The sequence below is a fragment of the Paenibacillus sp. T2-29 genome, assembly GCF_052921365.1.
This window is the reverse complement of record NZ_JBREVE010000019.1, coordinates 22,436-34,807: the sequence shown is the minus strand read 5'-3', so window position 1 is coordinate 34,807 and position 12,372 is coordinate 22,436. Positions and strand designations below refer to the sequence as shown.

The 12,372-nt window shown below is 48.0% G+C and carries 9 protein-coding genes; 6 read left to right on the top strand and 3 right to left on the bottom strand.

Going from position 1 to position 12,372, the window contains the following annotated elements:
- Window positions 1–107 precede the first annotated feature (107 nt).
- Window positions 108–572, top strand: a complete 465-nt coding sequence (locus tag ACU1JV_RS27715) for a transporter (RefSeq protein WP_413987294.1) — start codon at window positions 108–110, stop codon at window positions 570–572.
- A 149-nt stretch (window positions 573–721) separates the two neighbouring features.
- Here the strand turns inward: ACU1JV_RS27715 and ACU1JV_RS27710 are convergent, their stop codons facing one another.
- Window positions 722–2,779, bottom strand: coding sequence for a transglycosylase domain-containing protein (locus tag ACU1JV_RS27710; RefSeq protein ID WP_058831461.1), 2,058 nt, complete (start codon window positions 2,777–2,779; stop codon window positions 722–724).
- Between the two features lie 282 nt (window positions 2,780–3,061).
- On the opposite strand from ACU1JV_RS27710, the gene speE reads away from it, so the two are divergent.
- Together speE and ACU1JV_RS27700 are read left to right on the top strand one after the other, a co-directional pair.
- Window positions 3,062–3,889, top strand: a complete 828-nt coding sequence (gene speE / locus ACU1JV_RS27705) for a polyamine aminopropyltransferase (RefSeq protein ID WP_017427232.1) — start codon at window positions 3,062–3,064, stop codon at window positions 3,887–3,889.
- A gap of 264 nt (window positions 3,890–4,153) precedes the next feature.
- Window positions 4,154–5,440 (top strand): MFS transporter, encoded by a 1,287-nt coding sequence (locus tag ACU1JV_RS27700; protein ID WP_216976949.1) that lies wholly within the window; start codon window positions 4,154–4,156, stop codon window positions 5,438–5,440.
- A 162-nt stretch (window positions 5,441–5,602) separates the two neighbouring features.
- Here ACU1JV_RS27700 and ACU1JV_RS27695 read toward each other — a convergent pair whose 3' ends face one another.
- A complete protein-coding gene (locus ACU1JV_RS27695; protein WP_413987295.1) occupies window positions 5,603–7,342 on the bottom strand; it encodes an ABC transporter ATP-binding protein in 1,740 nt (579 codons plus the stop codon).
- Window positions 7,339–9,090 (bottom strand): ABC transporter ATP-binding protein, encoded by a 1,752-nt coding sequence (locus ACU1JV_RS27690; protein ID WP_413987296.1) that lies wholly within the window; start codon window positions 9,088–9,090, stop codon window positions 7,339–7,341. Before ACU1JV_RS27690 ends, ACU1JV_RS27695 begins: the two co-directional genes overlap by 4 nt.
- A gap of 150 nt (window positions 9,091–9,240) precedes the next feature.
- Here ACU1JV_RS27690 and ACU1JV_RS27685 point away from each other — a divergent pair, with 150 nt between their 5' ends.
- From ACU1JV_RS27685 to argS, 3 genes are all read left to right on the top strand, one after another.
- Entirely contained in the window at window positions 9,241–10,131 is an 891-nt protein-coding gene (locus ACU1JV_RS27685; protein WP_413987528.1) for a LysR family transcriptional regulator, read from the top strand.
- A 94-nt stretch (window positions 10,132–10,225) separates the two neighbouring features.
- A complete protein-coding gene (locus tag ACU1JV_RS27680; protein ID WP_013368761.1) occupies window positions 10,226–10,666 on the top strand; it encodes a DUF1934 domain-containing protein in 441 nt (146 codons plus the stop codon).
- Complete coding sequence (gene argS, locus ACU1JV_RS27675) at window positions 10,663–12,342, top strand: arginine--tRNA ligase (protein WP_013368762.1); 1,680 nt, start codon at window positions 10,663–10,665, stop codon at window positions 12,340–12,342. Before ACU1JV_RS27680 ends, argS begins: the two co-directional genes overlap by 4 nt.
- Window positions 12,343–12,372: the final 30 nt, after the last annotated feature.

The following is a 12,372-nucleotide window of genomic DNA, read 5'->3' as shown; positions in this document are numbered from 1 at the left end:
TAAAAGGACGAAATGACGGAGTTTGGCGGCGATATGGGGATTCGCCCAGTCCACGGGCTGATGTCCCGCATAGGATACATCAGCCTAGAACACAAGGAGTGAAACACATGTCTTTACTGCCACAAGTTCCTTTCGGAACGCAACCGGGTACTCCGGGTCCATTCACACCGTCGGGTCCTTCAATTCCACAATTTCCTGATATACAGGATTCGTTCCCGTCCCCGGTAGGTCCGCCACCAGGCCCAGGCTCCTTTTCGCCACAGCCGTTCTCACCGCCGCCGCAAGGGCCGTTCGGTCCGCAAGGTGGGCAGCAAGCTCAAGCACCAACTTCTCCACCACCGCAATTTACGCCACCGAAACCGCTAGTTTCGGCCTATGCGGTTGACCCAGGAGCCATTTTCGGTTGTTTGTACCGCAACACGTTTGTATGGCTGACGAACGGAGAGCGCTTCTGGATGTACCCTGTCTTTGTAGGCAGAACATCCGTAGCAGGTTTTCGGTGGAGTGGCCGCTTTTGGTTTTACTATGGTGTAGACACCAACCGTATTGAGTCATTTAGCTGTTTTTGGTAATAGCGCTGCTTTAGGAAAGAACGGGGCTTAACTGTGTAATGGCTGATGGCACTGGCAAGAGAGCTAAAATGGGCGAATAAGATAATTGAAGTAAAGATAAAAAAGACTGGGAGAGCGCATCATGGCGTTTTCCAGTCTTTTTTTTGCTATTACTCCATCCACCATCGCTTAAAATTGCCCCACCAGGATTTTTTTTCGGCCTGTCGTTCCGCTTGGTCAGTAGGTGTCGATGCCTGTGGGTTATTCTGCCCCGATAGGGTCTCTTTCGGCTCGGTACCGCTAACGAATACCTCCAGCCGCTTGTCGGGACTGTCCGGCGCAGCAAGCTTGCCGCTAGCCGGATCAATATAGGCGCTGACTACGCCGTCAGGGATCGGGAATATTTTGGGCGGCACATTCTCCAGCGCTTTTTCCGTATATTGTGCGAAAATTGGTGCCGCCCGCCGGGCATCCTGGGTGCTGATGGCCTTGCCCTTGTCATATCCGACCCAAACAGCGGTGGATAGCTCCGGGGTGAAGCCGACCATCCACGCGTCCGTGTTGGTCGTGCCGCTCTTGCCGGCAACCGGGCGCTTGATCAACTTCGCGACTCGGTTGCCGGTGCCGCCTTCTTCGAACACGCCTTCCATGAGGCGTGTGAGGACATAGGCAGAGGCGGGCTTCACCACCTGAACGGGTGCGGCTTGCGGCGCTTCGTACAGCGATCGCCCAGCCGCATCGGTGATGCGCAGCACCGCCACCGGAGCTACCTTTTGCCCGCCACTGCTGATAACCGAGAAGGCCGAGGCCATCTCGAACGGGCTGACGGGCGACACGCCCAACGCCAGCGAAGGCACGGGCTTGAGCTCGCTCGTAATGCCCATTTTGCTGGCGAGGTCCATGACCTTATCCGCTCCTACCTGCAGAATGGTGCTGACGGCATAAATATTATCAGATGCCGCAATGGCGCGCCGCAGATCTATTTCACCCAAATATTTATCTCCAAAATTTTTGGGCTTATAAGTTTTGCGGTTGTTGTCGTAGTGGAACAACGTCGGTCGGCTTTCGAATTTGGACGTACTCGTCAATTGGCCGGAATCCAGCGCGCTGAGATACATAATCGGCTTGAAAGACGAGCCTGGCTGCCGGGTTGTGGCCAGTGCATGGTTGTATTGATTCCCGACATAGTTCGTTCCGCCGACCATGGCCTTGACATGTCCATTGCGCGGGTCCATGGAGATTAGTGCAGTTTCCAGTCCGTTGCTGTTCTTCATGCCCTCATTGACAGCCGCCTCGGCTGCCTGCTGCATGTGCATGTCCAGCGTCGTATAAATGCTCAGCCCGCCATGCTCAAGCACCGCTTCGCTAATCCCAAATTGATGAGTCGCTAGCTGGCGAACATAATCGCGAAACCAGGGAGCAGCTTCCACTGTCCGACGCTGGCTCTCGGGCCGCAGGGCCAGTATTTCCTCATAGGCCTTGCTGGCTTCAGCCGGTGTAATTTTACCGATGAGTGCCATGGAGTCCAGTACAATTTTCTGCCGATCCTTTGCGTTTTTCATATGATTATATGGTGAATAGTAGGTCGGACCTTTCGGAATACCTGCCAATAGGGCGCTTTCGGCCAAGTCCAGATCCTTTGCGGATTTACCGAAATACATCTGCGAGGCCGCCTCAATGCCATAGGCGCCATGACCATAGTAAATTTCATTTAAATACATTTGCAGCAGCTCATCCTTGGAATACTTCATTTCAAGCTGTGCAGTATAGATGGCTTCCTTGGCCTTGCGCGTCCACGTTTTCTCGTGAGATAAGTACAGATTGCGCGCAAGCTGCTGAGTCAGTGTGCTGGCCCCTTGCGACATATCCCATCGGGTCAAATTAACGATTACCGCCCGGCCCAGACCTTTGAAATCAAAGCCAAAATGATCGTAAAACTTCCGGTCTTCCACAGCCAGTGTAGCTGCTATTAAATCGGGCGAAATGTGATCAAGCTGGACAGGAATAGATTCCTTTCCTCCGGCAGAGAAGGTAGCAATGACTTGCCCCTGACTATCGAGCAGACGTGAATTCCGGTCTGTATCGGCGAGCGGAAGGCTGGTTGTGTACAAATAGGCGAGCAGAATGCAGGCGGCGATGACCGTCAGAATCGTGAGAGACATCAGGCCTTGAAAGCATCGAAGCCAAAGCGGTTTACGCTTGGAGGATCGCCCGGTAGTATCGGTCATCATGCCACCTCCTTCCATAGTTGATGTTCTCAGTATAGTCAATCCGAAAGTGTCTATTCATCAGATGCATATACGTATCTATTTTAAACAAGATTAAGCCCTAAAAATGCTTTTACAGTCCATTCGGGTATCGCTTATAATGCAAAAAGTGTGAAATTCAAGTGTGTTTGGTACAATAAATATAGCAAACTCGGCGTTTGCGTGTTGCAGTTATAAGGAAAGTCCATGTTTATGCTACCGGATTGCCGGACACATACTTTGATCAGAAAGAAGGTTGGAATGATGGATTTGTGGTTTACGGAGAAGCAGACTCCCTCTTTCGGCATTACAGCAAAAATCAAACAAACCTACGTCTCTGAGAAAACAGATTTTCAGGATCTGGCAATGATCGAGACGGAGGAATTCGGCAATATGCTTGTTCTGGACGGCATGGTGATGACAACGGTTAAGGATGAATTTGTATATCACGAAATGGTAGCACATCCGGCTTTGAATACACATCCGAATCCGAAAAAGGTTTTGGTTGTGGGCGGCGGGGATGGCGGCGTTATCCGTGAGGTCATCAAGCATCCTGAAGTGGAAAAGGCTGTATTGGTGGAGATTGACGGTAAAGTCATTGAATATTCTAAAAAATATTTACCTGAAATTGCCGGGAAGTTGGACGAGCCCAATGTGGAAGTACTGGTGAATGACGGCTATATGCATATTATCGAACACAAAAATGAATACGATGTGATTATGGTCGATTCGACGGAGCCGGTTGGTCCGGCAGCACCGCTGTTCGAACGTGGGTTTTACCAAGGTATTTTTGAGGCGCTGAAGGAAGACGGCATTTTCGTGGCGCAGACGGATAATCCTTGGTTCAAGGCTGACCTGATTCAGAAGGTCAACAAAGATGTAAAAGAGATTTTCCCGATTGTGCGTGTGTACGGTGCAAACATTCCAACCTATCCAAGCGGTCTTTGGACATTCACATTGGGCAGCAAGAAGTATGATCCGCTCGAAGTGGACGAGAACCAAATTCCAGAAATGGACACCCGATATTACAGTCCGCGTCTGCACAAAGCGGCATTTGTATTACCTAAATTTGTGGAAGATTTAACAAAGTAAACATTTTAAGAAGCGTCTTAGTGATCTTTATCGCCAGTATAGAGCGAAAAGAGCGCTATAGACGCTTTTTTTGTGTTAAATCAGATTGTAGTAGGCATGAAAATATAGTGGACACTGAATTTCCTTTTAAAATAAAAGAAGGAAATTTAAGGGTGTATGTAGAACATACAAAAAACCGGACATTTAACAGATTTGTAATCGACAGGGGAGGTTTGGTTATGAAAATACATAAATTGGCGATATACCAAAGAGGGGGGAACTTTTTTGATCAGACGCTCTTTTTATTACCTGTGGGGGTCTCAGACGATTTCCAACGCAGCAGATATCATCTACATGTTGAGTGTGGTGGTGTTGGTATTTAGTTCAAGTAATTCCTTAATGACGACTATTTTAATCCCGTTGTTTCGTTTGTCAGCTCAAGTGATTAGTGGGCTTGTTGCACCGATCGTGCTCGGTCGATTTCGGCTGACGCAGGTTCTGCTATTTTCCCAGTTTGGGCAGTTTATCATTTTTACGTTGCTGCTGCTTTATTTGTGGATCGTATCTGAGCAGAGGTCGTTTCTGTTTATTTTTGTGATGGTATTTGGTATGTCTTTTTTGGATGGATGGACCAATCCTGCGCGTAATGCGCTTGTACCCCGTTTGGCCACTGGTGAAGGACTTATGCGGGCTAACGGCATGGTAGCGGTCAGTGATCAGGTGGTCAAGTGTGCAGGCTGGGCGTTGAGCGGAATGATTGTCGCTTGGCTGGGCTCCCTGAATACGCTTGCAATTGCCTCCTGTTGTTATCTCGTGGCTGTAACTGTCACGTCCTTCATTCGTGATCCGCTGGATCAAAGGGAATCAAACCCCGAATCTCCAGAGTCCTCAACAGATGCAGTAAAACCCGCAAAGGAAAAAGGCTCCCATTGGAAAGAGCTTGGGGAAGGATGGAAAATCATATGGCATAACCGTCGTATTCGTTCTCTAATGATTGTCGACAGCGTGGACAGTATTGGGGGAGTCTCCTGGCTAGGCGTATTTATTTTGGCGTACGTCAGTCAAGTGCTGCATCGGGATGCGAGCTGGTGGGGCTTTATGAATGCGTCCTTTTTCTCTGGCACCATTTTGGGTGGATTGATTGTGGTTGGCTTGGTCAAGCGATTGCAAAAGAACAGCTTTTTGTACATGCTCGGAGCGTTGCTGGTGTATGTACTGATTACCATTGTATTTGCGCTGAATACCATTCCCGTGGCTGCGCTTGTTCTTTTTGCTGTGTCAGGCTTACCTGTTCAAATGGCAGGCATTATTCGCCGCACCTTGCTGCAAACCAGTGCACCGCCAGCCCAGCTGCCCAAAGTGATGGCGGGGATTGATGTGCTTACAAATCTTGCTTTCGGCCTGGCTTTATTATTCATGGGCTGGTATGCTGACCGATTCGGTATGGTGCAGGTGTATTTGCTCGCTGCGGCAATGACTACCATTGCTGTTCTGATCGGCTGGTGGTATCGACGTGACTTTCAGGAAAATGAACCTGTTGATCATCCGACCGCTACGGGAGCAGGGATTTGAACTGGACTATCTCCGATAAGCCGATTATGTTTTATTTCGCTCGATTACATAAGCAATAGCTTCTCCCTGTGCCACAACCAAAAAGTCGGTTGCATAAAAGCAACCGACTTTTAAGGAGAACATGTTTGCGAATGAAGGTAACGATTTTTCCTAACTGCAATGTTAGGCCGTAGTGAACTGGCTGTTATAGAGCGAGGCATAATGGCCACCGCTTGCGAGCAGTCCTTCATGAGTACCGCTTTCGACGACATCGCCGTTTTTCATGTATAAAATCAGATCTGCTTCGCGGATGGTTGATAGCCTGTGGGCGATGACAAAGCTGGTGCGTCCGTCGATCATTTTCATAAAAGCCTTTTGGATCCGGGCTTCTGTAAGGGTGTCTATACTGCTGGTTGCTTCATCCAGAATGAGCATAGGTGGATCGACGAGGATCACCCTTGCGATAGTGAGCAGCTGCCTTTGCCCTTGGGACAGGCTATCGCCCGATCCGCTGATGACCGTATCGTAACCATGAGGCAGGCGCTTGATAAAGCTATGCGCATTGGCAGCCGTCGCAGCCGCAATGACTTCTTCGTCCGTGGCCTCTGGCTTTCCGTAAGCGATATTGTCCCGGATCGTTCCGCTGAACAGCCATGTATCTTGAAGCACCATACCAAAGTTAGTACGTAGGCTGTCCCGGCTCATATCGTTTATATTCACTCCGTCGATGGAGATCGAACCGCTGTCCACATCGTAAAAGCGCATGAGCAGGTTAACGAGTGTTGTTTTGCCTGCTCCGGTCTGTCCGACAATAGCTACGCGAGTGCCTGGCTTGACCTCCAAACTAAAGTTCGTAATGAGTGTTCGTTCCGGATTATAGGAAAATTTCACATGATCAAACAGAATTGTACCTTTACTGCGCTCCGGCTGCACGGCGTTCGACTTTTCCGGTTGCTCCGGCGGTGAATCCAAAATAGCAAATATACGCTGAGCAGAAGCTGTAGCGGCCTGAAACTGAGTCAGCACACCTGTAATTTCATTAAAGGGCTTGGCGAACAAATTGGTGTAAATGAGAAAACTCGATAAACCGCCTACCGAAATCCCGCCCAAAATGATCGAAATACAGCCAATCATAGCGGTGACGGAGAAAGTCATGTTGTTGACCAATCGAGTGGAAGGGTTGGACAAAGATCCATAAAACTGCGATTTCACTCCGGCTTGATATAATTGTTCGTTTCTGGCGGAAAATTCCTCAAGCGAGCGGTTTTCATAGTGAAAGGCAGTAACTACCCGCTGTCCGCCGATCATTTCCTCCACATAACCGTTCAAGCTTCCCAAAATTTTAGCCTGTTCACGGAACATGCGTTGCGATTTTGTAGTAATGAACCGTGCAACGACATATGTGATTGGGGCAGACACCAATACCACCAACGTCATCACTGGGCTGATATACAACATAAGTACAATCGAACCAATAATGGTAATCAACCCGGTGATCAAGGTGGAGAAGCCCTGCAACAATCCATCCGACACGGCATCCATATCGTTCACAAAACGGCTAATGCTATCTCCTTGCGGATGATTGTCATGAAAGCTTAACGGAAGGATATTAAAATGATCGAATAACTCGCGCCGCATATCATTTACAGTCTGAAAAGCAATGCGGTTCGTTAAATATGTGAGCAACCAGCTAAATAGACTGCCTACAACATATACAACGCCTAGTCCATATAGAATCTGTGCAATACCTCTAAAGTCTACCGCCCCCTTATTTACCATATGGTCGATAGCCCGGCCAATCATAAAGGGTCCGACCAGACTGGCAAGCACGCTGAGAATCGCACTGATGATGACCCAAAATGTTGTTGTTTTATATTGACCGACATAGGTTAACAATCTTCTCCAGGTTTCCTTGCCACTCATTGGTCCACCTCCTGCGTTGAGAGCTGAGAGTGATTAATTTCCTGATATACCTCCGAGCTGCTCATCAACTGATCATGTGTGCCGATTCCGACAATCCGGCCTTCATCAAATACAATGATTTTATCGGCATGCTGTAAACTGCTTACTCGTTGCGAGACCAGCAGGACAGTCATGCGGGTGCTATTTTCCCGTAGCGATTTCCGAAGGGCGGCGTCAGTTGCAAAATCAAGTGCGCTTGAGGAATCGTCCAAAATCAGAATTTCCGGATTGCCTACAATAGCTCTGGCAATGGTAAGTCGCTGCTTCTGGCCGCCTGATAGATTAAGTCCTCCTCGGGTGATCGGGGCATCGAATTTTTTCGGCAAGTTGGAAATAAACTCATCCGCTTGCGCGATGGCTGCGGCCCGAGCGACCTCCTCATCGGTGGCATGTTCATGTCCCCAACGGATATTATCCGCTATCTTCCCAGTGAACAGCAGTGCTTTCTGTGGAACAATCCCGATTTTCTGCCGCAATTGCTCCAGCTTATAATGCTGTACGTCGATGCCATCGACCTGTACACAACCTTCTACTGCATCATAGAAGCGGGGAATCAGATTCACGAAGGTAGATTTTCCCGAGCCTGTTCCTCCTATGATTCCAACCGTTTCACCGGGATAAATGTCTACAACTACATCGCTAAGTGCCAGTTGTCCTGTCTTATTGTAGCCAAAGGAGACATGGTCAAAGGAGATGGCCGGTACAGAGCCGGTCTTACCCGTTCTTTCCTGGTCTAATGATGCAGGATTGGCAGTGTCGGAAATCGAAGCTTCGGTGTCCAGAACCTCCTGAATTCTCGCTGCTGAAGTGGCCGCCTTGGTGAACAGAATAATGAGATTCGTCACCACAATCAGGGCCAGTAAAATCTGCGTAATGTAATTAATAAATGCAATAATCTCTCCTTGTGTAAGAGATCCATATTGGATATGGATACCGCCGATCCACAGAATGGCGATAATAGCTCCGTTGACCACCAGTAAGGTGGCTGGGCTAAGTAGAGCAGAAATCCGGCCGACACGAATAGCGGTTTGGGTCAAGTCATCTGAGGCGGTATTGAACTTTACTCGTTCAGCTCCTCTTTTGGCAAATGCACGTATAACCCGTACACCTGTAAGATTCTCGCTTAGCACCAGAGCAATTTTATCGAGCTTTTTCTGGTATAGCCGGTACAGCGGAGAAGCCTTCGTAATGACCACATACAGGATCAAAGCCAGTACGGGTGTAGCCGCCAACAGCACCAAAGCAAGGCGGAAGTCCAGAATCATGGACATGATGATCGCTCCGATACAAATAAAAGGAGCACGAATAACCAGACGAATCAACATCGCTACAGCTGTTTGCAGCTGATTGACATCATTCGTAATTCGGTTGATGAGAGAGGCCGTACCAAATTTATCGAGATCTGCATAAGAAAACGATGAAATATGCTTAAACATCGTATTGCGCAGTGTGGTTCCGAATCCTTGGGAAGCACGGGCTGCGTAAAACTGACACACTAGAGAACTGCCAAAGCCCAGTATAGTCATGAGCAACATCAAAAGACCCATTTGCCAAACATAATGGGTGTCTCCCTTACCGACGCCATGATTAATCATTAAAGCCACCATAGTAGGCAGCAACAATTCCAGAATGGCCTCAATTAGTTTAAACAGAGGCCCAAGAATCGTTTCCTTTTTATAAGGTTTCAAAAAAACAGCAAATTTCAGCAAATAAACCATCACCTAACCTAAATATTGTATAAAGTTTCCTATTATAATTGCATATCTGAATATGATTATGGCATATCCCCAACCATATGAATAATATTTAATATATATTAGAGATATAGGCTTTACATATATCAGAACCGGAGGTTCATGATGGAATTGAGACATCTCAAGTATTTTTTAGCGATTGCAGATGCTGGACAGATTACAGCGGCAGCCAAAAAACTGCAAATCGCACAGCCTCCCTTAAGTCAACAGCTTATGCAGCTGGAGGAAGAGCTTGGTGTAAAGCTTGTGCATCGAGGCTCACGAAGCATTCAATTGACAGAGGCCGGAATCATTTTACGGAACAGGGCCAAGCAGATTTTGGAGCTGACGGATGCTACGACAAGGGAAATAAACGATTTTGCCATGGGGATGAAGGGGACGCTCACCATTGGGACGGTTTCTTCCTCTGGAGCGACCCTGATGAAAGACAGGCTTTCCGAATTTCATAAAACCTATGCGGGTGTAAAATTTGAAATACATGAGGGAAATACCTTCAGGATTCTCGATCTTTTGAACAAAGGAATTGTAGAGGTCGGTATCGTCAGAACCCCTTTTAATACCGCCGGTTTAGGGTGTAGATATGCGTCCACTGAGCCGATGGTAGCAGTGATGACGGAAGAATATGATTGGAATCCCGAACAGAAGACCATTTCATTGGCTGAGTTGAAGAACAGACCACTCATTATATATCGCCGTTTTGAGCAATTGATTCACGATACCTGTATGAAGCATGGTTTTGAGCCCAATATCTTTTGCAAAAATGACGATGCCCGCACTACGCTTCATTGGGCCAACGAAGGGCTGGGTATTGGCATGATTTCGCGCTCCGCTTTATCTTTAGGCAGCAATAATCATTTAATCGTTAAGGAAATTAGTTGTGAAGAATTGCACACTCGTGTGGCGGCTGTCTGGTTGAAGGATAAATACATGTCTTCATTGGCTTCCCGGTTCATTGAAAGTTTTAGCCAGGCATCCAGTGCTACTGACCTACAGTAGTTGAATTTTTTAAGTGTGAAAGCATCTTTTTGTAAAAACTCATTTGAATTGCAATCGGGAACTGGATATAGTAGTACAGTAGGATAGCGATAGAATGGAGTTTGAACACATGCCACACAATGCAAAGGTTCGAATCCGTCTTCATAGTCATCATGACGGAGAAGATGTGGTACAGGAGCTTCCTGGAGAAGCAATCGTTCGCGGGAAGCATCTATATATAAGGTACGAAGAGCCGCAAGAGAGTCCTGAGGGCGGTACGACACGGAACACAGTCAAGATCGGACCAGATGAGCTAAAGCTGATTCGTCACGGTGAGGTACAATCGGAGCAGTCGTTCGCGCTGGGACGCAGGTTGCCTGGATTTTACCGCTCGCCTTATTTAAACCTGAACATGTCTGCGCATACGCAGAAGCTCGATATTCGGATGGATGGATTCACCGGACATGTGAGCTGGACTTATGATCTGTACGTATTTGAGGATTTCTCGGGGCATTTTGCCATTAGTTTGCATATACAGGAGGAGCAACAATCATGACAAGCAATCCACTGGAACTTATTAATCAAAAGGTGACCTCAGCAATCGAGGCAGCGGTGCTGGCTGCCGGAATCGTGAGCCGTGAAGAGCTGCCGACGATTACGCTGGAGGTGCCTAAGGACAAGTCACACGGTGACTTAGCTACCAACGTAGCAATGCAGCTCACTCGCATTGCGAAGAAGAATCCGCGTCAAATCGCTGAAGATTTGATCGCAAATATGGACTTAGCTTCCGCTTCTATTGAAAGTGCAGAAATCGCCGGACCGGGCTTTATTAACTTTCGCCTGAACAAGAGCTACCTCTATGCAGTGATTGGACAAGTACAGGAGCAAGGAGCAGATTACGGTCGTGTACAGGTAGGTGCAGGCAAAAAGGTACAGATCGAATTTGTCAGCGCCAATCCGACGGGGAGTCTTCACTTGGGTCATGCACGTGGTGCAGCCGTAGGGGATGCGCTCTGTAACGTGCTTGATTTTGCAGGATATCAAGTCACTCGTGAATATTACATTAATGATGCGGGGAACCAGATTTACAATATGAGCCGTTCCATTGAAGCGCGTTATTTGCAGGAGCTGGGACAGCCTGCAGAGATGCCGGAGGACGGATACCATGGTGAGGACATCATCGGGTTTGCGAAGGAACTGGTTGCTGAGAAGGGCGATTCTCTGTTGTCCATGGAACCGGGAGATCGTGCCGCTTATTTCCGTGAATACGGTTTGGAAAAGGAACTGAATAAGATCAAGCGTGATCTGGAGCGGTTCCGTGTACCTTTTGATTCCTGGTTTAGTGAAACATCACTGTATGATAACGGTGAAGTGCTTAAAGCACTGAATGAGCTGCGTGACCGTGAGGAAATTTATGATAAAGACGGAGCTACTTGGCTGAACACGACCAAGTATGGCGACGATAAAGACCGTGTATTGATCAAAAATGACGGCACTTATACGTACCTGACTCCGGATATCGCCTATCACCGCGACAAATATGCTCGTGGGTATGACACGATCATCAACATCTGGGGAGCGGATCATCATGGCTACATTCCACGGATGAAAGCGGCAATGGAAGCACTGGGCAATGACCCGGATAAGCTTAAAGTACTGATTGCCCAAATGGTCAGCTTGTTCCAAAACGGGGAAAAAGTAAAAATGTCCAAGCGTACTGGCAAGGCCGTAACGATGGAGGATCTGATGGAAGAAGTGGGCGTAGACGCGATCCGTTACTTCTTCACCATGCGTAGTATGGACTCACATCTGGATTTTGATATGGATTTGGCGATTTCCACTTCCAATGAGAATCCGGTATTCTACGTGCAATATGCACACGCACGTGCATGCAGCGTATATCGTCAAGCCGAAGAGCAGGGTATTGCTGTACTGCCATTGGCAGAAGTTGACTTATCGAAGCTGACGGCTGAGCATGAATACGATCTGTTACGCAAAATTGGCGAGTTGCCAGAGGAAGTATCGGTGGCAGCTGCAAACTTTGCGCCGCATCGCATGATTCGCTATGTCTACGAGCTGGCATCCATGTTCCACAGCTACTATAAGGCAGAGCGTGTCATCACGGAGGATGCCGCTCAAACGCAAGCTCGCTTGGCCTTGTTTGGCGCGGTCCGCACGACCATTGCCAATGTACTGAAGCTGGTGGGCGTGTCTGCACCGGAACGTATGTAAGTAAACAATTGCAACATAATGACCCTGTAG